The organism is Silvibacterium dinghuense (assembly GCF_004123295.1).
Lineage (GTDB): Bacteria > Acidobacteriota > Terriglobia > Terriglobales > Acidobacteriaceae > Silvibacterium > Silvibacterium dinghuense.
This window is the reverse complement of the sequence record NZ_SDMK01000001.1, coordinates 2,329,738-2,350,655: the sequence shown is the minus strand read 5'-3', so window position 1 is coordinate 2,350,655 and position 20,918 is coordinate 2,329,738. Positions and strand designations below refer to the sequence as shown.

The following is a 20,918-nucleotide window of genomic DNA, read 5'->3' as shown; positions in this document are numbered from 1 at the left end:
CCCGGGCAGTGGTAAACCAGACGGATGGACCTCTTCATGCGCTCAGATAAAAGCACTTCGCAACACTTTTCCCACCTTTCGGAGATCGCTTCCGCGGCCGCTCAAGGTGAACCGGCGCTCATGGAAACGCTTCGCGCCCTGGTCGAGGTCGAATCTCCCAGTGACGAGAAAGCCGCAGTGGACCGCTGCATGGATCTGGCGGCAACGATGGCGCAGAAACTCGGCGGCAAAATCCACCGGCACCGGCAGAAGGTTTTTGGCGACATCCTCGAAGCGCGCTTCTTTACCTCCGGAGCGCGGGGACGCAAGCCGATCCTGCTGCTGGGCCACCTGGACACGGTGTGGCCGATGGGAACCCTGGCGAAGATGCCCTTCCGTGTAGCGGAGGGCCGCGTGTGGGGACCGGGAACGCTGGACATGAAGGCCGGCGTGGCGATGGCCTTCACGGCGATCGGCATCCTGAACCAGCTTCCGGCGAAGCAGCGGCGGCCCATCACGCTGTTGCTGGTGAGCGACGAGGAGGTCGGCAGCACGGCCTCGCGGACGATCACGGAGAAGATCGCGCAGGAGTGCGAGGCGGTCTACGTGCTGGAGCCAGCGCAGGGCCTCGAACCGGGCGCATACAAGACTGCGCGCAAGGGGATCGGACACTACCGCATCCATGTGCGGGGCGTGGCGGCACACAGCGGCGTGGACTTCGGCAAGGGGCATTCGGCCATCCACGAGCTGGCGCACCAGGTTGGCATCATTGCCGGGTTCACCGAATTACAACGGGGCATCACGGTAAATATTGGAACTATTCAGGGGGGAAGCCGGTCTAACGTGGTAGCAGCTGAGGCATCGGCCGAGGTGGACGTGCGGATTGCGAAGCGATCGGACGTAGCGCGGGTGGAGCGGAAGTTCCGGCAGTTGCGCGCAAACGATCGCGGTTGCGTCCTGACGGTAGAGGGTGGATTGAACCGGCCTCCGATGGAACGGACGCGGGGAACGGTGGCACTTTACCGGCGGGCCAAAACTCTCGCGCAGAACCTGGGTTTCAGCCTTCAAGAGGCGGCCACGGGCGGCGGATCGGATGGCAACTTTACCTCCGCGCTCGGTATTCCAACGCTGGATGGAATGGGTGCCGTGGGAGAAGGCGCGCACGCAGCGCATGAATCCCTGCTGGTAAAAGAACTGGCGCCACGGACGGCGCTGCTCACCGCGATGCTGTTAGAACCGGAAGGATGAAGCGATGCTGAAGCTGGTCGAATTCGGATTGCTGGCCGTTTCGCTGTTGATCGTAGCAGCGCTTATCCTGGCAGCTCCGGCACAACCGCCGGCCGATGCATCCGAGGGCGAAGCCCAGCCAGAGCTGCACTCCTGAAGCGGATTCCCTTATCGCCATTACGCAAATTGTCATTTCGACCAGAGCAGGACGTCTTTGGCTCGCTGCGGTTGGGATGACAAGGCAGTGGTAAGTTTTTATTTCCTATGCCCCTATAGGGGGATACGACCTAAAGCGGCTCCTGGACCTACCGCAACACGGTTACGTCTTCCACACCCCGCTCAGACCAGTTCGGCCTGGGCTGCTTCTTTTTGCTTTGGACGGCCGCCTTTCTTACCGTTCTCCCGCGCGGCACGGACCTTAGCCGCGCTTCTCGATCTGCCTCCACGTTTCCCCATACTGCCTGCCACCCATCTCTCGGAACCAAAGATGCCTTCAAGCAGAGAAGGCAGATAGAGATCTGCATCGATTCTGGGAAAGTGCAACCCGTACCCCGAGGGCGATATCTCGATTTCATGCAATTGCTCGGGGGTGGCGTACTCCAGACCCTCTGCATCTCTGGGAGAAAAGAAGATACCCAGGTTCGAATTGAGCTGCACGATCACGCGGCGAAGCCGGCGGTCATAGCTGGCCGAGACAGCCTTAGGCACTCGCACCTCGAGCGCCTTTGCCCTTTCGTTGGCCTTTACGTACTCTTCATGCGTAACCATGCATCTCCTCCCAGGCTAGACAAAGCTGTGGAATATGCTCACCCAGGGCCTTCTGTATCGCACTCAGTTCGTGCTGAGCAAAACCGAAGTTCTCTCGAAGACTTGCCGGTCCCTGAGGGCAATTCAGATGAAAGACCGCTTCATGCCCCTTGCCGATGACGTGTACGTGCGCAGGCCGATGGTCATTCGAATAGATCGTGACGCGAAGACCAGCGATCCGGAGAACGGTCGGCACCTGGCAAGTATACGCCTAACCGAATCGCCTGGGTTTTCTCGGGAAGAGCCGGAGATCCGACTTTGGCCGGAACCGCTCTGCCTCACCTAATCATGATGCTGGCGGGCGTCGGCATCATGCATGCGGCTCGCCTCGAAGCTGACGATCTTCCACTGGCCGAGGCGGCGGTTGTAGACGCGGGTATAGCGGTAGTTGCCGCCGATGCTGCTCTGGCCGTTTGTGCCTTCGATGTGCGCCTGCGAGGTGACGACCGCGGTATCGCCGTACACCCGCACCTTCATGTCCGTGATATCGAGCGCGGTGATGCGCATGGTTCCTGCGCGGCGCTGCGCCAGCGACTCTGCCTTGGTCTCGACGGTTCCATTGGCGCTGATACCGATGTAGTCGTCAGCGAGGAGATGATCCATCTGGCCGACGTTATTCGAGATGAGGGCCTGCCGCCACTGCTCTTCGAGCGCCTCGATCTCTTTGTGGATCGCATGGCCTTCGTGATGCGGAAGCGCTCGTCCCTCGCGGGGGAGAGCCATCGTAAGCGCCCCGAGGAGCAAAAGAGCCACCGCAATCCTGCGGGAGGACGCCGGAAAATGCCTGAGAGGGCGCATGTGCGTATCGGATGGTAGATCGCATCCCCGCGGCGAGTCAAAGAAAGGTACGCAAGAGGCACAGTTATGCGCCGAAGGGTGGAAATTCGCGGTCCGGCGGCGCAACGCTGCACGCAGGCCGGACTGGCCGGGACTGGCCGTCCAGGCGACCGCCTTCGGCACCCGCTCCCTTTGGTCGCGATGGAGATTCGCGTGAGACCCACCTAGCTGAAAAGAAAACAGGAGCCGGATCGCGACCAGCGGGAGCGAGGGCCGAAGGCGATCCGCCCTGCGCGCAGCAGCCGAAGGCGATCCGCCCTGCGCGCAGCAGCCGAAGGCGAATCGCCCTGCGCGAAGCAGCTATGCCAGGGCGTCGAGGTTCTCGACTTCGCGCTCGAGCATGCGCTGATAGAGCACGCCGACCGCATATTTCTGGAAGTGCGGGGAGGCGCGATGGGCTTCGAGAGCCTCCCCACCGCGGTACTGCTCGTAAATAACCACCGTGTCAGGCTCTCCTTCGACCAAATGCGGGATGTAGCTCGCGCAACCGGGCTCCTGACGCGAGGCCTCGGTAAGCGCGCGCAGCGCCTCATGGATACTGGCGCGGTCTTCGGGTTTGAATTTCATGCGGACGGTGAAACTGATGATGGAATGCTTGTCAGCCTGGCTCACGGATTCCTCGAGAATGGCCCCGGGGATGGGCGGTTCGGAACGGTGGATCAAGTCTAACCCGGGTCTCGCAGTGCGAGACCCGAAGTCAATGAGTGCAGTTTATGCCTGAAGCGCGTTGAGGGCGGCGGCGAACTCGGGCAGAAGCATGGTCTGCTCGCGGTCCGGACCGGTGGAAACCATGCCGATCTTGGCGCCGGACTCACGCTCCTGGAAGCGCAGGTACTCCTGGGCTTCCTTCGGCAGACGGTCGAACTCGGTGATGCCTTCCGTCGAACCGGACCAGCCCTTGAGCTTGGTGTAGATGGGCTTGATCGATTCGAGGCCGCGGACATCGGCAGGCATGGAGTCGACCTTCTTGCCGTCGATCTCGTACCCGACGCAGACCGGGATCTCCTCGAGGCCGTCGAGCACGTCCATCTTGGTGATGACCAGCCACTCGGTGCCGTTGACCTGGTTGGAGTAGCGCAGCAGCGGCAGGTCGAGCCAGCCGCAGCGGCGCGGACGGCCGGTGACGGCGCCGAACTCGTTGCCGCGGGCGCGGATCTTCTCGCCGGCCTCGTCGTGCGATTCGGTCGGGAACGGACCTTCGCCCACACGGGTGACGTAAGCCTTGGTGACGCCGATGACCGTGCCGATGGCCGTGGGACCGACGCCGGTGCCCGTGCACGCGCCGCCGGCGGTCGCCGAGGACGAAGTCACGAACGGATAGGTGCCGTGGTCGATGTCGAGCATGGTGCCCTGGGCACCTTCGAACATGACGCTCTTGCCCTCGCGGATGGCCGTATTGATCAGGTCCGAGGTGTCGGCGACGAAGGGCGCAATCTGCTCGGCGACGCGGGCGTAGTCCTCGTAGATCTGCACCGGGTTGAGAGGCTCGGTGCCGAAGAGAGCGTGCGCGATGGCGTTCTTCTCGTGGCAGGCGTTCTCGATGTGCGTCTTGAGGAGGTTGCGGTTCATCATGTCGACGACGCGCAGGCCGTTGCGGGCCATCTTGTCTTCATACGCAGGGCCGATGCCACGGCTGGTGGTGCCGATCTTCTGGCGGCCCGGAGCGCTCTCGGCGGCCAGTTCGATCATGCGGTGATAGGGCAGGATGACCTGCGCGCGGTTCGAGATGCGGAGCTGGCCGTCGACGTTGACGCCGAGGTCACGCAGCTTGCCGACTTCCTTGAGGAAGGCCATGGGATCGAGCACCACGCCGTTGCCGATGACCGCCTGGCAGTCGGGGCGGAGCACGCCGCAGGGAACGAGCTGGAGGACGAACTTCTGCCCACGGATGATGACGGTGTGGCCGGCATTGTGTCCGCCAGCGTAACGGGCTACGACCGCAAACCGGTCAGAAAGTACGTCGACGATCTTGCCCTTGCCCTCATCGCCCCACTGGGCACCCACGACTACCGCTGTCTTTGCGCGCATGTTTTGCTTGCCTGCTCAATCCGGAAATTTGGCCGCACCCTCACACACCACGGCCGCGCTTGCGCTGGAGCCGGAATTTCAGGAGAGGATGATCGAGGCCGTAAGGATGGAACCGCGTGGTGCGTAACCACCCGGTATCTCATGATATATCGGCACCCCTCCGGGAACGAAATTCTGCTGCTCCGCGCAGGGCTCTGCTTCGCGCAGGGCGGATCGCCTGCGGCCTCCGCTCCCTTTGGTCGCGAGCCAGCATTCTGCGGGGTGGAGACAGAATCGGGTGCCCCATCCAAGCTTTGCTTGGGTGGGAGGCAAGGAACTCCGGCGCAGTCTGGGCCACCCGGGTTCTTCTGTTGGAACAGAACGAGCCGGGGTGGTGGAGTTTTTGCTAGAGTGGCCTCGCACGGGGATGGAGGATGCATGCGGATACGGATGGGATTCCTGGTGACGGCGGTGGTACTGGCGGGAGCCACTCTTCTGCCGGGAGCCTGGGCGCAGAGCAAGACCACCTCCCACGTGGGACATACGCTGACGGGCACAAACTGGGTGCTGGCCGAGGTCCATGGCGAGTCGCCGGAGAATGACACCCCGCAGGCCTCGATCCAGCTCGACGCGAAGACGGAGCGCCTCTCGGGAACCGGCGGGTGCAACCGGCTGCTGGGCAGCTATGAGACGAAGCTGCCCGCCACGGAGGCCCAGCCGCTGCACTTCAAAGGCGTGGGCTCGACGATGATGGCCTGCGGCGCCGAGGCGATGCAGCAGGAAAAGAGCCTGCTGGATGCCTTGAACGCAACCATGGCCTATCGCATCCGCGGAACAACGCTGACGCTGCTCGGCGACGCCTCCAAAGACAAGACCGGCAAAGGACGAAGCGTGCTGGCACGATTTGAGGCCGCGGACGCGATCCAGGCCAAGGAAACAACCGCCCAGCCTCAATAACTGCCTCGCGCAGGGACTGGCCGTCCAGGCCGTGCGCCTTCGGCTGCTTCGCTCCCGCTGGTTGCGATTGAGACTGCGGGAGGAATGATGCACAAGTCCGTGCCTACCCACCCATTTCTGCCTCCACGGCAAAGAATCCAAGGTTTTTCCTGAGCCCTGAGCCCTGGATCGCGACCAGAGGGAGCGGAGGCCGAAGGCGGGTCGCCCTGCGCGCAGCAGCCCTGAAACCTGGTTCCTCTGCGAGAATCCAATCAGCATGCCGGAATTACCTGAAGTTGAAACCGTCGCCAACGGAGTGCACGAGAGGATTCGCGGCGAGCGCATCGAAGGAACATGGTTCAGCGGGCATCGCGAGCCCTTCAAGGCCAGCCCGCAGGCCATGGCCGAGGCGCTCGCCGGCCGGCGCGTTGCGCGCGTGTACCGGGTGGGCAAGCACATCGTGATGGACCTTGCGGTCGATGGTGCAGCGAGGCACACCGGGGACGGCACACCTTCTCCTGCTCGAATCGACGTCCAGTGGATCGTGCACCTGGGCATGACCGGACGGCTGCTGGTATCGGCCGCGAGCGTGCCCGTACCGGCGCATACGCATGCCGTGCTGCAATTGAGCTCGGGGCGGGAGCTGCGCTTTGTGGATGCGCGGCGCTTCGGGCGGCTGGACCTTCGGCAGCTCGATGAGAACCAGGGCCCGGGAGGCCAGGGCTTTGCGGGACCAGGCCATGAGCCCCTGACCATCGGCGCGGAAGATTTTGCGCGGCTCTTCCACGGACGGCGTCTTTCCATCAAGGCAGCACTGCTGAACCAGAAGCTGCTGCACGGGGTGGGCAACATCTATGCGGACGAGAGCCTGTTCCATGCCGGCATCCGGCCGACGCGGATGGCGGGGCGGCTGACACGGGCACAACTGGAGGCGCTGCGGATGGCGCTGCAGGAGGTACTGCGGCATGCGATTTCGCTGGGCGGCTCTTCGGTCTCCGATTATGTGGACGCGGACGGGGTCGCGGGCTTCTTCCAGCTCGAGCACCGGGTCTACATGCGGACCGGCGAACCATGCCGGGTGTGCAAGACGGCGATTAAGCGAACGATCGAGGCCGGACGGGGAACACATTACTGCCCCCATTGCCAGAAGTGATGCTCCCGGGAGAAGATGCGGACACAGACCTGCATCGTTTGGCGCGGGTTCGCATCGATGAGTAATATCCCGATAACTCCGGTTTGAGGATTCAAGATCGGCTTCGCCGGGCGAGAGTGATTCCTCGGAAGAAACTGTCCGAAAATAGGACACTTGCCAGTCAGGTTGTTTCAGCGTAGTATCGTCTTTGCCTATCGAGCGGCTGACGCCTGCCTCTGTTTGGAAGAGGGGCTCGCCGCAATTCTCGAGAGTCAAGCCGGTTCCAACTGCAGCTCCCCACTTGTACCCATGCGGGTTGAAGGAATGCAGCGGATGGAATCGAAGTGGGTCAACAACACACTCGTTGTCCGGGTTTCGAAGCATTTGTCTCCATTGCGATCTGTCAATCCGTCCGATTCGCCCTCTGCCTCCTGCCAGCGGCGTCATCGTCCCCTACGGATCCATCACGTAGCGATGGGAGTTCCATCTTTCCGGTACCTCTAAAGACAAAGCGGCAGCGCACACCGGAGTCCGCTGCCTTGAGAACGGTGCGAAAGCACCGATAGAGCAGTCAATACGCACCAGGAAGTGCAGGCATGAGCACAGAGCAGAACCAGCCAGAGGCATCCCACGGGGAGGCCCAGCTGCCCCAACAGGGTCAGGGTCAAGGCCAGGGGCATCGCAGACGCCGTCGGAGACGGAAGAATAAGGGCGGCGCACCAGCCGAGGGTCAAGGCGCTCCGCAGCAGGCGCAGCAGAATCAGCCCCGCCAGCCCCAGCCGCCGCAGAAGGCCAAATCCAGCCAGAACCGCTATTTCCAGAAGAACGGCAACGGAAATGGAAACGGCAATGGGAACGGGAACGGCAACCGCGGCCGGAAGAACAAGCCGAAGAAGCAGCAGGTCTTCGTTGGCCCGATGGATCACAGCTATCGCGGAGCGAACGGTAACGTGGCGGATGCGCCGCCTTCGACCATCGACCTGCGCATGGTAAACGGCAACGTGGGTTCCTACGGGAACGACTACGGCTACTACGAGCCGCCACCGCCGCCGATCCGCGAGGACGCTCCTATCCGCATCTATTGCTTCATCGAAGATCTCTTCTTCCTGGCGAAGATCCAGGAGGTCTCGAAGAAGACCGGCGTGAAGGTAGCCTTCGTGAAGGCCGAGAAAGACGTGCTCTCGAAGCTGACCGAGGGAAGCGAAGAAGAGCGGCCGGCGCTGATCCTCTTCGATCTGAACAACGCCAACGCCAAGCCGCTGACGACGATTCCGAAGCTGCGCGCGAAGCTCAAGAAGGGCAAGACCTCGATCGTCGGCTTCCTCTCGCACGTGCAGGGCGACCTCAAGGTAAAGGCCGTCGAAGCAGGCTGCGACACAGTGATGCCGCGTTCCGCCTTCAGCCAGAACCTGCCGAACCTGCTGCGCCGTCATGGCGCGGAGGAAGAGGAAGAAGAATACGGCATGGCCCACGTGAACTAGGCTGTATCTCCATAGAGATGGTCTGAAAAGAAAGAACGTACCCTTATCGCTGTCATCCCGACCGGGGCGCAGCGCAGTGGAAGGACCTGCGGTTTTGCCGGTACAGGGAGAACCGCAGGTTTCTCCACTCCGCAGGACGATGAAACTGTCCCGCTCCGGTCGAAATGACAGCCTTTTACTATCGCTCTATGGGGATACGGCTCAGGGCTCAGGGCTCAGGAAGAGCTTAGATAATCCAAAGCCTCGCACTCTTCGGAATGCGAGGCTTTTCTTGCTTGGATATGGGTGGGGCACCCGTTGTTCCTGTGCTCTGAGCTCTGTACCCTGAGCCCTACTTCTTCTTTTTCGACTTTTTCTTCCTGGGATAGGGAATGGACTGCGCCGCCTCCTGCTGCATGCTGCGGCGGGAGGCTCGGCTGGGCTTGCTGGTACGCTTTGTGCCCGGCGATTTCTTCTTCGCATTCGGACCGGCTACGTTGATGGCGAAGTCCGGGACCGGGCCTTTTCTTCTGCCCTTCTTGGGATTTCTATTCGTGGCCTTGCCCAGACCCTTGCGCGCTGCCTTCTTGGCTGAAGGCTCGGCTTCAGCGGTGGCGGATTTTTTCGCCTTGCCCTTGCGGCCCTTTGCAGACTGCTGGGCCTGCTCCTCTTCTTCGAGCAGGATGCCGAACTGCAGGCGCTTCTGCTGGGCGTCGATGCGCTCGAGAATGACGCGCACGCGCTGGCCGATGCGGAATTTGCGGCCCCAGCGCTCGCCGATGATCTCGCGCGTATTCTCGCGCCAGGTGTAGTAGTCGTTGTCGAGCGCGCCGAGACTCTGGATGGGCACCAGGCCTTCGACGAAGAGATCGTCCAATTCGACAAACAAGCCGTACTTCGTCGCCGAGAGGATCATCGCGTGGAAGTCTTCGCCCACGCGGTCGCGCATGAACTTGAGCTTCTTCCACTCGACCAGCTCGCGCTCGGCATCGGCAGCGCGGCGCTCATTGGCGCTCGATTCGCCGGCGATGAGCTGCAGATCGGTCTCTGAAATCACTTCATACGCAGGAGCCTTGGGCACGGCACTGATGCGCAGCGCAGGCTCTTTGTGCGGCTTCGCCTGCTTTGCATGCGGCTCACCGGGCGAGAGCACGCCGTGGCCTTCGACGCCGGCACCGAGCAGAGCCTTGACGATGCGATGGATGATGAGATCGGGATAGCGGCGGATGGGCGAGGTGAAGTGCGTGTAGCAGGGCGCGGCGAGGGCGAAGTGGCCTTCGTTGCGCTCGCTGTACTTGGCCTGCTTGAGCGAGCGCAGCATGAGATAGGCAACAATGCGCTCCTCCGGCTTGCCTGAAATCTTCGCGGTCAGCTTCTGGTACATCTTCGGCGTGATCGCGATGTCGCCTGCGACTTCATGCCCGCGCGCATTGCGATCGGAACTGCGGCCGTCGCTGCGCCCATTCCTATGTCGATCGCGGCGTTCGCCGCGCGTGTGGAAGGTCTTCACCGGCAGGTTGCCAACGCCGAGCGAATATCCAAATGAGGCAGCGACCTCTTCAAACTCGACGACGCGCTTCGCCTCGGGCTTCTCATGGATGCGATAGAGCGAGGGCACGGAGAGGTTCTCGATCCACGAGGCGACCGACTCGTTGGCCGAGAGCATGAACTCTTCGATGAGGCGATGCGCCCAGTTGCGCTCGGAGCGGGTGACCGACTTCATCGCGCCGAACTCGTCGAATTCGATGATGGGCTCGGGCAGGTCGAAGTCGATGGAGCCGCGGCGGTCGCGCTTGTGGTGCAGGATCTCGGCGAGCTGCTTCATGCGCTCAAAAGCAGGCACGAGCGGCGCGAACTCGGCGCGGACGGCCTCATCGCCATCGAGGATCTTGTGCACCTGCGTGTAGGTCATGCGGCGCGCGGAGCGGATGACGCCCTCAGTGACCTCGTAATCGACCACGTTGCCGCTGGGATCGATGTTCATCAGGCAGGAGAGCACGAGGCGGTCTTCGTCGGGGCGCAGGCTGCAGATGTCGGTCGAGAGCTCCTGCGGGAGCATGGGGATGGCGCGATCAGGAAAATAGACGGAGTTGCCGCGCAGGCGCGCCTCGAGATCGAGCGCGGTGTCGGGCCGCACGTACTCGGCCACGTCGGCGATGTGTACCTGCAGGCGCCAGTGGCCTGTTTCTTCGTCGAGCTCGACCAGCACGGCATCGTCGAAGTCGCGCGCGGTCTCGCCGTCGATGGTGACGATGGGCAGAGCACGGAAGTCGCGGCGCGCAGCAACGGTCTCCGCGTCGAGATGGGCTACGGCACGAGCTTCTTCGAGGACATTGTCCGGAAAAGCATGCGGCAGATGGTGCTTGCGGATGACCATCTCGACATCGACGCCGAAGTCGTCCTCATAGCCGAGGATCTCGCGGATGACACCGCGTGCCGGAGTGTGCGGCGTAGGCCAGTGCGTAATCTCGACATCCATCACCAGGCCTTCGAGGTTGTCGGGATCGTAGGCGCGGGCAGCTACAGCCTCTTTGCCCAGCACGCGGTGCGGCGTGGCAGCGGCTTCAGGCAGCTCGGCATCGAACGGGATAAAGACCGGATGGCCCATGCGGTCGTCAAATGGACGAATGTAGTTGCCGGGGGCGCGTTCGCTGGTCGCATAGTGAAAAACACCGACGACAGTGGCATTGCGACGGGTGAGTACGCGCACGACACGGCCCAGTTTACGATTGTCGCCGCGGCCGTCATTGCGGGCAGGGGCGAGCTCGACCAGGACCTGGTCGCCCTGCATGGCACCGTGAATTTCCGGCGGCGGGATGAAGATGTCTTCCCCGCTCACTTTCTGTCCTTCGTTGGGGCGGACGAAGCCGAAGCCGTCACGGTGCAGATCAAGGCGGCCGGCGATGAGGTTGTCGCGGGCTGCGGCGGCCTTTGCGATGGCCCACTGTTCTTTATCGACCTTGGTCAGGTGGCCGGCGGCGGTGAGGCGGGCGAGGTGCTCGAGCAGCAGGCGGCGTTCGCGGCCGCCGCCGAGCGAGAACTCGCGCACCAGCTGCTTGTAGCCGGCCTTCTGGCCGGGAGAGCGTTCGATGTGGCGCAGGAGTTCGCGGTCGGTCATATCTCGATGGTACAGCTGCTGCGCGCAGGGCGACTCGCCTTCGGCCTCCGCTCCCGATGGTCGCGAGGAAGATTTTCTCCTCGAGCACGAGAACAAAGAGGATGCCCCGTCCAAGCTCCGCTTGGGCGGGAGGAAAGAACCTCCATACGGTTGCTTCGCGGAGAAGGCGATCAAGGTAAAAACTGCCTCGCGGTGGAAGTCTTTTCCCTGCTGGGTATGCAGAAAGGAAACAATGTCCCATGAAGGTTACGGGATAGGGGCTCGCGCCAGGAAAAGAGACGCACCGGGCGTGCATTTTTCTGCTATGAGTGGGTAAGATCGAAGCACGGCGCACGAGCGCAGATATGCTGCGTGGCATTGCGACGCAAGCACAGGCTCGATCACGCTCCAGGGCTGTACGTGTCACGTCGGGCGAAAGCTTCCCGCAGTCCACCGGGTCCGGAAGGGGCAGCTAACCAGAGAGGAACAGACGAACGATATGTGGAAACCCAACCAGTCCAGCAACACCCCCCAGACGCCTTCGAATGAGCCGGTACGTCCGGCCGCGACGCCCGCGGCGCCCTATGAGCCGCCGACGCGCACGCCGGCGCCCAGTGCCTCGACGGCCACCTCGGGTGACCAGGCCACTATCGGCAAGAGCCTGGTAGTCAAGGGCGAGGTCACGGGTTCGGAGTCGCTCTACATCGACGGCAAGGTCGAAGGCGCGATCAACCTGCCCGGCAACCGCGTCACCGTGGGCCGCAACGGCCAGGTTTCGGCCAACATCACCGCGCGCGAAATCGTGGTGCTCGGCAAGGTCCGCGGCAACATGACGGCCAGCGACCGCGTGGATATCCGCAGCGAAGGCTCGCTGACCGGCGACGTGGCCGCGCAGCGCATCTCGATCGAAGACGGCGCCTTCTTCAAGGGCGGCATCGACATCCGCAAGCCAGGTAACGAAGCCAAGACGGCACCCGCGGCGGCCGCTGAACCGGCCAAGACTCCGGCCACCGTGCAGGCGTAAACCAGCCATACCGCTCAACAAAAGGCCCCGGAGACAATCCGGGGCCTTTTTGTTTTCTCCTGAAAGCGCTCCGTCTTGCTTGACACCCTTTCGGTACAGCTCAAGCCGTGCCCTTATACGAAGCCTGGATCGCGTTTAAAATGGGGCGTCCTTTCCGGACCACTCATTGCCATCATGAAATCCCTTCGCCTGCTGCTCCCCCTCCTCGCGCTGTGCCCTGCTGCGTTCAGCCGCGCCGAAGTCACCCTGCCTCATCTGCTGAGCAGCCACATGGTGCTGCAGCGCAACCGGCCGATTCATCTCTGGGGATGGGCCGATCCGGGCGAGCAGGTGACAGCCACGCTGCATGGCAGCTCTGCAGCCGCGAAGGCCGACGATCTGGGACACTGGAGCCTGTATCTGCCGGCTGAAAAGGCCGGCGGCCCGTACCAGGTAACCATTGCCGGGACCAACCGCATCGTGCTGGACGATGTGCTGGTCGGCGATGTGTGGGTGGCCTCGGGGCAGTCGAACATGGAGTTTCCGCTGCTGGGCTTCGGCCCGACCACTCCGATGCAGAACGGCGCGGAGGAAATCCGCAACGCGAACCAACCGCAGCTGCGGCTGATGCTGGTGCAGAAAGCCACTTCCCCATATCCGCTGCAGGATGTGAACACCGATCCTCAGGCAGGCTCGCCGGAGGGCTGGACCTTGTGCACGCCGGATACGGCGGCGCACTTCTCGGCGGCGGCTTACTTCTTTGCCCGCGAAATCGCGGCGAAAGAGCATGTCCCGGTGGGCGTTATCGATTCAACCTGGGGTGGCACGCCGGGCGAGAGCTGGGTGAGCATGGACGGGCTGGCTGCGGACCCGGGACTGATGCCGGTCTTTGCATTCTGGGCGGACAAGTCGCGCGATGCCGGCGATGTGCCCCGGCTGCAGGCCGCCGAGAAGCGCGCGGACGAGGCTGCAACCGCGGCAGGCAAGCCCAAGCCGCAGCATCCCTGGCATCCTGACCTGCGCTCGTGGAATCCGTCATGGCTCTTCAACGGCATGATTGCGCCGCTGACGCCGCTTCCGATCCAAGGCGTCATCTGGTACCAGGGCGAAACAAACAGCGATGTAAGGCGGGCGCTGAGCTATGAACGCATCTTCCCGGCGCTGATCGAGGACTGGCGCAAGCAGTGGGGCCAGGGAGACTTCCCCTTCCTCTACGTACAGATTTCGAGCTTCCGCTCGAACGCGGGCGAGGACTGGCCGGTCATCCGCGAGGCGCAGCGGCGCACGCTCAAGCTGGTGAATACGGCCATGGCAGTCACCATCGATATCGGGAACCCGGAGAACGTGCATCCGGCCGACAAGCAGGATGTCGGGCATCGGCTTGCACTGGCGGCTCGCGCAGTTGCCTATGGAGAGCAGGTCGAAGATTCAGGACCGCTCTTCCGGCAGGCAACGCCGGCAGGGGATGCGATACAGGTCTGGTTCGACCACGGCGACGGACTGACGGCAAAGCATGGCGAGCTGACCGGATTCGAAGTCGCAGGCGCGGACCGGAACTTTACCAGGGCCGAGGCGAAGATCGAGCACCATGAGGCGGGCGAGTACATTTCTGTTTCGAGCCCCTCGGTTTCCCAGCCTCTTTACGTGCGCTACGGCTGGCAGAATGCTCCGGCGCCAACGCTGAATCTCTACAACGCAGCCGGCCTGCCGGCCTCCCCGTTCACCTCGGAGAAGGACATTCCGGCGCCGGACCCGGCTCATCCGACGAACTAGAGAGCACAGTTCGCGTTACGGAAGTCAATTGACAGAGCGGAAGAACTGGCGGAAGCTGGCACCATGAGCATGGTCGAGGACGTCCGCCAGATCTTCCAGGATTTTCTGGCACCGGAGCTGCGGGCGATTTCGGCACAGGTCAAAGCGTCCGGCGATATTGCCGAAGCCCAGCACCGGATGGTGCAAACGCAGATCACCGCCCTAGAACAGAAGATGGAGTCCCTGAATCACGAGACGGTGACGCGGGTGAGTGCGCTGGAACAGAAGATGGATTCCCAGAGCCGGGAAACGACTACCCGGCTGGACGCACTCGAACTGAAGATGGAATCGCTGCACAGGGAAATGGCTAACCGCGTGGACTCGCTCGAGCACAGGATGGACACGCTGCACAGAGAGTCCATCACCAAAACAGATGCCCTCGAACAAAAGCTGGTGGCACGCATGGACCAGATCCTGCACGACATGGGCGTCGACAAGCGGCTGGCGCGGCTGGAAGCCCGCGATCTACAGTAGCTCTTTTACTTTCCTCGCTTCAGAAAGCGCGCGATGAGCTGGTCGGGCAGCTTTGAGCCGATGAGCTTGAGCACGGCGCCGGAAACCAGCACCCACAGCACCGTCGCCAGCGCGAGCACTCCAAGCTCGATGAGCCGGCTGTTGCTGTAGACATAATGGCGCAGGGCGACAAGCGCAGCGTAGCCGGCAGCGGCGGCGACCAGCGAACGCAGCAGTTCGGCATAGTTGAGGCCGCCTGCGGGCACCATGCCGCGGCGATGCAGCAGAACCGCGAGCGTCAACGTCTGGATGAGAATGCCGATATCGGATGCGACGGCAAGACCGATAGCGCCGACGGAGTGAAAGAGCAGGGCATACACCGGGATCGAGACAGCGGTGACGATGGTGCCCGCGATCATCGGCGTAAGCGTATTCGCCGCCGCATAGAAGGCGCGCGCGTAAATAGCCTGCGCCGACCAGAGACAGAGCGATACCGAGAAGACCGCAAAGTACGACGCCATGGTGGCCGAGTCGGCCCGATGGAAGGCGCCGCCGCGCAACAGCACATCGACCAGCGGCAGGGCCATGGCAATCATGAAGGCGCTGAGCAGAATCGAGAAAGCGAGAATCTGCGAAACCGAAGTATTCACCGCCTGCGCAAATCCGGCGCGATCGGGACGGCCTGCCTCATCGCGCTTGCCATAGAGCGAGGCGAGAAAGGGCAACGAAGCCGCGCCCGCGGCCTGCCCGAGCGCAACCGGCGCAGTGAAGAGCTGCTTGGCATAGGTCAGCAGCGAGAGATCGCCGCTGACGTACGAAGCGAATTTGTTGATGATCCAGTTGTCGGCGCTGACCAGCGAGACGCCGAGCATCAGCGGGATCGACATGCGCACCCACTCGTGAAGGCCCTTGTCCTTCCAGTCGAGAATGGGCCGGTAGCGTATGCCGACGCGGTGAGCCCAGATGGCATTCAACAGGAACGGCCCGAGAAAAGCTCCAGCCACCGCGCCCACGGCAAGCCCTGCCGAGTCGAGGGTGCGATAGAGAAGCACGCCGCCGAGGATGATGCCGCAGTTGTAGACCAGCGGCGTGACTGCCTGCACGGCAAACTGCTTGCGCACCAGCAGGACCGAGGCAAAGATGCCTCCGGCGAGAAAGAAGAGCTGCGCCGGCAACAGGATGCGCGTGAGACGCGCGCAGAGCACCGCCGTCTCCGAGCCGGGCGTGAAGCTGAGCACCGTGTGCACATAGAGTGGCGCGAGGAACTCGGCGGCGAGAATCGCCACGCTCAGCACCATAGCCATGGTGGTAAGGATGATCGACATTGAGCGCTCGCCCTCGGCCTCGCGACCGGCCTCGCGATAGCGGGTGAGCATGGTCACAAAGGTGATCGACGCCGCGCCTCCGACGAGGAAATAAGAGATCTGGTCTGGCAGCTGGAAGGCAGCGTTGAAAGCATCTGCTGCCGAAGTACGGCCGAGCAGGTAAGCGATGTACTTCGTCCTGACCAGGCCGATGACACGCGAGGCCATGGCCGAGGCCATGAGCAGCAGCGTGGCCGTAAAGGCCGTATGGCTGTGCGAGGGACGCAGCATGGCGAAGGCGCGCTGCCAGCGCGGGGTGGTGGGTGTGGTGGACATTGAGATCCTGCGGTCTCCTCGGCGGTGCTCTTCTGATTCTTTCATTGCCGTGCCGGTGCGGTCACGATGGAGGACCAACTCCGGCACGATGCGATGAGAAAATGCAACGCATGGAAAACTTCCGGCTGAAGGTGTTTCGCACGGTAGCCGACTGCCTGAACTTCCGCAAGGCGGCGGAACAGCTGCATATGAGCCAGCCGGCCGTAAGCCAGCAGATCCACGCGCTCGAAGAAGAGCTGGGCATCCTGCTTTTCGACCGCAGCAATAACCGCATCGGGCTGACGCGGGAGGGAGACATTCTGCGGCGGTATGCGGTGCGCATGGCTCGGCTCTGCACCGAAGCGCGAGAGGCGCTGGCGCAGGTTCAGGGTGAGCCCTCAGGCGAGCTGCGGCTGGGAGCCTCGACGACAGTGGCGCAGTATATTCTGCCGCGGCTGCTGGGCGAGTTCCGGAGGCTGCATCCGGGCGTCACGCTGTCCCTGACGAGCGGCAACACCGAGCAGATCGTAGCCGGCCTGCTGAAGGGAGAAACCGCGCTGGCCATCATCGAAGGGCCGGCATCGAGCCGCGAGGTGCACAAGGAGCGATTTCTCAAAGACCGCATGGTGCTGATTGTGCCTCGCGGACATCGCTGGGTATCGCTGCCGGAGATCGAGCCGGAGGCGCTGCTCGAGGAGCCGCTGCTCATGCGCGAGCCCGGGTCCGGATCGCGGCGCGTCGTCGAGCTGGCCCTGCGACGAGCCGGCCTGCCGCTCCGCAGGCTGAGGCGCGCGATGAATCTGGACTCGACCGAAGCCATTCTTTCCGGCGTCGAAGCGGGACTCGGCATCGGCTTTGTCTCCGAGTGGGCGATTCGCAAGGAGGTGCGGCTGGGCACCCTCAAAGTGGTGCAGGTGCGCGGACTGGAGATGGTGCGCGACCTGTCGCTGATCCGCCGGGCCGGGCCAGCTCCGGAGGGCGCAGCGGGCGCGTTCGAGCGTTTTGCCATAGCGCAGGCGGGGCTGCGATAGCGAACGTGGGCTCAGGGCTGCTGCGCGCAGGGCGATCCGCCTGCGGGGACTAGCCGTCCCGGCCTTGCGCCTTCGGCTCCCGCTCCCTCTGGTCGCGATCCAGCGGCTCAGGGCTCAAATAAAAAATCCCACGTCTCAATTGCGAGACGTGGGGCACCCGGAGTTTGAGTCTCCTGCTCAGGCCGAGCCTGGACAGGGCACCCCGTTTCATTGCTGATGCAGAGAAAGTGGGAGCGGGGCGCGAAGGTGGCTCGCCCCGCGTGCAATAGCGATAAGAAAATCGAATCGGGCATTCCAATTTCTCGCTGTATTTCGAATCGCCATGGGGGTGAGATGGAGCCATGGCAAAGAACTTCTTCTTTCTCGGCATCATCCTCGCGGCGGCGGGTTTTCTCTCGCCCCCGCTGGCGCTGGGCGCGGGACTGGCATACGGACTGCTGATCCCGCATGCCTATCATCTGGACGCGCGGCGGCTCTCGAAATTTCTGCTGCAGGCATCGGTGGTGCTGCTGGGCTTTGGCATGAATCTCGGCACGGTGATCCGCGTGGGCCGCTCGGGATTCGTGTATACGGCGGCCGGTATTTCCCTGGCGCTGGCACTGGGCTGGCTGCTCGGCCGGCTGCTGCATGTGGAGAAGACACAGTCTTTCCTCATCTCGGCCGGAACCGCGGTCTGCGGCGGGAGCGCGATCGCAGCGCTGGGACCGGTGACGGCCGCGACTGACGGGCAGATGGCTGTTTCGATGGGAACGGTCTACATCCTCAACTCTGCCGCGCTGTTCCTCTTCCCGGCAATCGGTTCCGCGCTGCATCTCTCGCAGACACAGTTTGGGCTCTGGTCTGCGCTGGCGATCCACGACACCAGCTCGGTGGTGGGCGCAGCGGCAAAATATGGTGCAACCGCGCTCGAAGTCGGCACAACGGTCAAGCTGGCGCGGGCGCTCTGGATCGTACCGCTGACGGTGGGCATCGCTTTTGCGGGCAAACGAGCCGGGCAGCAGCGCGGCAAAATTCACCTGCCATGGTTCATCCTGTATTTTGTCGCAGCGGCAGTAGCAAATAGCTATCTCCCGCTGCAGCACGTACCGTGGGCTGCCGGGCTGTACCCTTCTCTGGCACGGCTCGGGCGGCTGGGGCTCGCGGTAACGCTGTTCCTGGTCGGCACCGGCATCACACGGCAGACAATCCGCGAGGTCGGCGCACGGCCGATGCTTCAGGGCGTGCTGCTGTGGGTAGCGGCGGCTGGAATCTCGCTGTGGGCCATTCTGCGGGGGATCATCCACCTGTAGGGTGTATGGCCTGCGGTTTTTCGGGACAGCGGCGTGGACCGCAATTACACTGCTGCCATGCTCCGCAACCTATTCCGCCACCCCGCTCATCCTCTCCGTGTGCGTCGCCGGAGTGCCAGCCTTGCGCTTGCACTCGCGGCCGCCAGCCCTATGCTCTTCGCCCAGCAAACGGGTGAGATTCATGGCGACAACGGCATCACCCTGCCGCCTCCGCCAGTGGCCGCCGTCAAGCCCGTCACCGACAACTATTTCGGTACGAAGATCACCGACAACTACCGCTGGCTCGAAGAGCAGATGGCTCCTGAGACGCGGGCGTGGATCACCGAAGAGAATGCGTACACCCAGAAATATCTTTCACAGGTGAAGAATCGTCCGGAGATCGTGCAGGGGCTGACCGCGCTGCAGCGTATCGATGTGTACTCCATGCCCTCGCTCGAAGGCGGAAAGTACTTCTTCGAGAAGCGGCTGGCGGATGAGAATCAGGCCTCGATCTACGTGCGCAATGGCTGGACAGGCAGCGATGAGCGGCTGGTGGATGCAACCAGGCTGAGCGCGGACCAGAACACCTCAGTCGGCATCAACGATATCTCCGACGATGGCAAGCTGCTGGTCTACGGCGTGCGGCAGGGCGGCGCGGATGAGGAATCCGTTCACATCCTCGATGTTGACGCGAAAAAGGATCTGCCCGATTCCCTGCCCTCGGCGCGCTACATGGGCGTGAGCCTGAGCCCGGATCACAAGGGTCTCTATTATTCGCGCTTCGAGCACAGCGGCACGACCGTGTGGTTCCACAAGCTGGGCGGCGACGCGGCGCACGACGAGAAGATCTTTGGCGGCGAATACCGCGGCGAGAAGCTGGGTGAACTCGCACTGATCGGCGTATACGTCACCGACGACAACCACTACCTGGTGATCTCGATCTCCCATGGAGTGCCGGCGACACGCGATGACATCCTGGTGCGCGACCTACGCAAGCCGGGCAGCGAGCTGGTGCCGCTGGTCTACGGAGTAGAAGCCCACACCAGCATGGCCGAGGCGAACGACCGCTTCTTTCTGATGACGGATTACGAGGCGGCCAACGGACGCATCGCCGAGGTCAAGCCGGGCGAGACCGCTGCACAGTGGAAGACGCTGATTCCCGCAGGCAAGGACGTGATCGACAGCTTCAGCATTGCAGGGGGCAAGCTGTTTGTCTCACAGCTGCATGATGTGAAGAGCGAGACAACGATCTACTCGCTCGATGGCAAGCAGACCGGCACGCTTCCCTATCCCGGCATCGGCTCGGGCTCCGTGGTCTACGGCCGGCCGAAGCAGGAAGAGGGCTTCTATACCTTCCAGTCCTTCATCACGCCGCCGACGATTTATCGCTACAACACGCGGACGGGCAAGACGGAGATCTTTGCCAGACCCAACATCCCCTTCGACTCGGACAAATATGAAGTGCAACAGGTCTTCTACACCTCGAAGGATGGCACACGGGTGCCGATGTTCATCGCCGGCAAGAAGGGATTGCCGCGCGATGGCAAGACGCGGCTGCTGATGACCGGCTACGGCGGATTCGACCTGCCGATGACGCCGGGCTGGAACGCCGAATATGCGTACTGGATGGAGCAGGGGGGCTACTTCGCACTGCCCAACCTGCGCGGCGGCAATGAATACGGCGAGCCATGGCACAAGGCCGCGATGTTCGGGAATAAACAGAATGTCTTCGACGACCTCTTCGCAGCCGGCGAATATCTGATCAAGAACGGTTACACATCGCCCAAGCACTTTGCCCTGCGCGGACGTTCGAACGGCGGTCTGCTGATGGGTGCGGCCATGACACAGCGGCCCGACCTCTACGGCGCGATCTGGTGCGGCTATCCGCTGCTCGACATGCTGCGCTACCAGAAGTTTGAGTTCGGACGCCTGTGGACAACCGAGTATGGCAGCGCGGAAAACGAGAAAGACTTTCCTTATCTCGTGAAGTATTCTCCCTACCAGAACGTGAAGCCGGGCACGAAGTATCCGGCCATCATGTTCTTCACCGGCGATAGCGACACGCGCGTCGACCCGCTGCATGCGCGCAAGATGGCCGCGCTGATGCAGGCCTCGAGCGGGAGCGACCGGCCGATCCTGCTGCACTACTCACTCAAGGGCGGACACAGCGCAGGAGTCTCAGTCACCCAACTGGTGGACGATGAGGCCGATGAGCTGGCGTTTCTCTGGAACGAAACGAACTGACCGGCC

The 20,918-nt window shown here is 62.8% G+C and carries 18 protein-coding genes; 11 read left to right on the top strand and 7 right to left on the bottom strand.

Annotated features, from left to right (window positions below; genetic code table 11):
• Positions 1-120 precede the first annotated feature (120 nt).
• Positions 121-1,227: a M20 family metallopeptidase gene (locus ESZ00_RS09290; RefSeq protein WP_229741070.1), complete on the top strand. Its 1,107-nt coding sequence runs from the start codon at positions 121-123 to the stop codon at positions 1,225-1,227.
• Positions 1,228-1,231: 4 nt separating this feature from the next.
• A complete protein-coding gene (locus ESZ00_RS20395) occupies positions 1,232-1,363 on the top strand; it encodes a hypothetical protein (RefSeq protein ID WP_268235267.1) in 132 nt (43 codons plus the stop codon).
• Positions 1,364-1,545: 182 nt separating this feature from the next.
• On the opposite strand, the gene ESZ00_RS09285 is transcribed toward ESZ00_RS20395, so the two are convergent.
• The 5 genes from ESZ00_RS09285 to ESZ00_RS09265 all read right to left on the bottom strand — a co-directional run bounded on the left by ESZ00_RS09285 (position 1,546) and on the right by ESZ00_RS09265 (position 4,878).
• The gene (locus ESZ00_RS09285) at positions 1,546-1,974 is read right to left on the bottom strand and encodes a DUF2442 domain-containing protein (RefSeq protein ID WP_129207796.1); all 429 of its coding nucleotides are present in this window, start codon (positions 1,972-1,974) and stop codon (positions 1,546-1,548) included.
• On the bottom strand, positions 1,961-2,209 hold the full coding sequence (locus ESZ00_RS20470; protein ID WP_129207795.1) for a DUF4160 domain-containing protein: 249 nt from the start codon (positions 2,207-2,209) through the stop codon (positions 1,961-1,963). Before ESZ00_RS20470 ends, ESZ00_RS09285 begins: the two co-directional genes overlap by 14 nt.
• An 86-nt stretch (positions 2,210-2,295) precedes the next feature.
• Entirely contained in the window at positions 2,296-2,736 is a 441-nt protein-coding gene (locus ESZ00_RS09275) for a nuclear transport factor 2 family protein (protein WP_164981416.1), read from the bottom strand.
• A 414-nt stretch (positions 2,737-3,150) separates the two neighbouring features.
• Positions 3,151-3,513: a putative quinol monooxygenase gene (locus ESZ00_RS09270; RefSeq protein ID WP_338055721.1), complete on the bottom strand. Its 363-nt coding sequence runs from the start codon at positions 3,511-3,513 to the stop codon at positions 3,151-3,153.
• A gap of 48 nt (positions 3,514-3,561) precedes the next feature.
• A complete protein-coding gene (locus ESZ00_RS09265; RefSeq protein WP_129207793.1) occupies positions 3,562-4,878 on the bottom strand; it encodes an adenylosuccinate synthase in 1,317 nt (438 codons plus the stop codon).
• Positions 4,879-5,295: 417 nt separating this feature from the next.
• Here ESZ00_RS09265 and ESZ00_RS09260 point away from each other — a divergent pair, with 417 nt between their 5' ends.
• The 3 genes from ESZ00_RS09260 (at position 5,296) to ESZ00_RS09250 (ending at position 8,406) form a co-directional block, all read left to right on the top strand.
• Positions 5,296-5,814 (top strand): META domain-containing protein, encoded by a 519-nt coding sequence (locus ESZ00_RS09260; RefSeq protein WP_164981415.1) that lies wholly within the window; start codon positions 5,296-5,298, stop codon positions 5,812-5,814.
• A 256-nt stretch (positions 5,815-6,070) separates the two neighbouring features.
• The gene (locus ESZ00_RS09255; RefSeq protein ID WP_129207791.1) at positions 6,071-6,946 is read left to right on the top strand and encodes a DNA-formamidopyrimidine glycosylase; all 876 of its coding nucleotides are present in this window, start codon (positions 6,071-6,073) and stop codon (positions 6,944-6,946) included.
• 575 nt (positions 6,947-7,521) lie between these two features.
• Positions 7,522-8,406, top strand: a complete 885-nt coding sequence (locus tag ESZ00_RS09250; protein ID WP_129207790.1) for a response regulator — start codon at positions 7,522-7,524, stop codon at positions 8,404-8,406.
• Positions 8,407-8,737: 331 nt separating this feature from the next.
• Here ESZ00_RS09250 and ESZ00_RS09245 read toward each other — a convergent pair whose 3' ends face one another.
• Positions 8,738-11,503, bottom strand: a complete 2,766-nt coding sequence (locus ESZ00_RS09245) for a ribonuclease R family protein (RefSeq protein WP_129207789.1) — start codon at positions 11,501-11,503, stop codon at positions 8,738-8,740.
• A gap of 478 nt (positions 11,504-11,981) precedes the next feature.
• On the opposite strand from ESZ00_RS09245, the gene ESZ00_RS09240 reads away from it, so the two are divergent.
• The 3 genes from ESZ00_RS09240 (at position 11,982) to ESZ00_RS09230 (ending at position 14,771) form a co-directional block, all read left to right on the top strand.
• On the top strand, positions 11,982-12,506 hold the full coding sequence (locus ESZ00_RS09240; protein ID WP_129207788.1) for a bactofilin family protein: 525 nt from the start codon (positions 11,982-11,984) through the stop codon (positions 12,504-12,506).
• A 174-nt stretch (positions 12,507-12,680) separates the two neighbouring features.
• The gene (locus ESZ00_RS09235) at positions 12,681-14,258 is read left to right on the top strand and encodes a sialate O-acetylesterase (RefSeq protein WP_129207787.1); all 1,578 of its coding nucleotides are present in this window, start codon (positions 12,681-12,683) and stop codon (positions 14,256-14,258) included.
• A gap of 63 nt (positions 14,259-14,321) precedes the next feature.
• Entirely contained in the window at positions 14,322-14,771 is a 450-nt protein-coding gene (locus ESZ00_RS09230) for a hypothetical protein (protein WP_129207786.1), read from the top strand.
• A 5-nt stretch (positions 14,772-14,776) separates the two neighbouring features.
• On the opposite strand, the gene murJ is transcribed toward ESZ00_RS09230, so the two are convergent.
• Positions 14,777-16,390 (bottom strand): murein biosynthesis integral membrane protein MurJ, encoded by a 1,614-nt coding sequence (gene murJ / locus ESZ00_RS09225; RefSeq protein ID WP_129207785.1) that lies wholly within the window; start codon positions 16,388-16,390, stop codon positions 14,777-14,779.
• A gap of 101 nt (positions 16,391-16,491) precedes the next feature.
• Between murJ and ESZ00_RS09220 the strand changes: the two genes are divergently transcribed.
• The 3 genes from ESZ00_RS09220 to ESZ00_RS09210 all read left to right on the top strand — a co-directional run bounded on the left by ESZ00_RS09220 (position 16,492) and on the right by ESZ00_RS09210 (position 20,912).
• On the top strand, positions 16,492-17,400 hold the full coding sequence (locus tag ESZ00_RS09220; RefSeq protein ID WP_129207784.1) for a LysR substrate-binding domain-containing protein: 909 nt from the start codon (positions 16,492-16,494) through the stop codon (positions 17,398-17,400).
• A gap of 341 nt (positions 17,401-17,741) precedes the next feature.
• A complete protein-coding gene (locus ESZ00_RS09215; RefSeq protein ID WP_129207783.1) occupies positions 17,742-18,689 on the top strand; it encodes a YeiH family protein in 948 nt (315 codons plus the stop codon).
• Positions 18,690-18,788: 99 nt separating this feature from the next.
• Complete coding sequence (locus tag ESZ00_RS09210; RefSeq protein ID WP_229741069.1) at positions 18,789-20,912, top strand: prolyl oligopeptidase family serine peptidase; 2,124 nt, start codon at positions 18,789-18,791, stop codon at positions 20,910-20,912.
• Positions 20,913-20,918: the final 6 nt, after the last annotated feature.

Coding starts and splice junctions, on each gene's coding strand:
- ESZ00_RS09290 (WP_229741070.1), top strand. CDS start 121: ATGGAAACGCTTCGCGCCCTGGTCGAGGTCGAATCTCCCAGTGACGAG.
- ESZ00_RS20395 (WP_268235267.1), top strand. CDS start 1,232: ATGCTGAAGCTGGTCGAATTCGGATTGCTGGCCGTTTCGCTGTTGATC.
- ESZ00_RS09285 (WP_129207796.1), bottom strand. CDS start 1,974: ATGGTTACGCATGAAGAGTACGTAAAGGCCAACGAAAGGGCAAAGGCG.
- ESZ00_RS09275 (WP_164981416.1), bottom strand. CDS start 2,736: ATGGCTCTCCCCCGCGAGGGACGAGCGCTTCCGCATCACGAAGGCCAT.
- ESZ00_RS09265 (WP_129207793.1), bottom strand. CDS start 4,878: ATGCGCGCAAAGACAGCGGTAGTCGTGGGTGCCCAGTGGGGCGATGAG.
- ESZ00_RS09260 (WP_164981415.1), top strand. CDS start 5,296: ATGCGGATACGGATGGGATTCCTGGTGACGGCGGTGGTACTGGCGGGA.
- ESZ00_RS09255 (WP_129207791.1), top strand. CDS start 6,071: ATGCCGGAATTACCTGAAGTTGAAACCGTCGCCAACGGAGTGCACGAG.
- ESZ00_RS09250 (WP_129207790.1), top strand. CDS start 7,522: ATGAGCACAGAGCAGAACCAGCCAGAGGCATCCCACGGGGAGGCCCAG.
- ESZ00_RS09245 (WP_129207789.1), bottom strand. CDS start 11,503: ATGACCGACCGCGAACTCCTGCGCCACATCGAACGCTCTCCCGGCCAG.
- ESZ00_RS09240 (WP_129207788.1), top strand. CDS start 11,982: ATGTGGAAACCCAACCAGTCCAGCAACACCCCCCAGACGCCTTCGAAT.
- ESZ00_RS09235 (WP_129207787.1), top strand. CDS start 12,681: ATGAAATCCCTTCGCCTGCTGCTCCCCCTCCTCGCGCTGTGCCCTGCT.
- ESZ00_RS09230 (WP_129207786.1), top strand. CDS start 14,322: ATGAGCATGGTCGAGGACGTCCGCCAGATCTTCCAGGATTTTCTGGCA.
- murJ (WP_129207785.1), bottom strand. CDS start 16,390: ATGTCCACCACACCCACCACCCCGCGCTGGCAGCGCGCCTTCGCCATG.
- ESZ00_RS09220 (WP_129207784.1), top strand. CDS start 16,492: ATGCAACGCATGGAAAACTTCCGGCTGAAGGTGTTTCGCACGGTAGCC.
- ESZ00_RS09215 (WP_129207783.1), top strand. CDS start 17,742: ATGGCAAAGAACTTCTTCTTTCTCGGCATCATCCTCGCGGCGGCGGGT.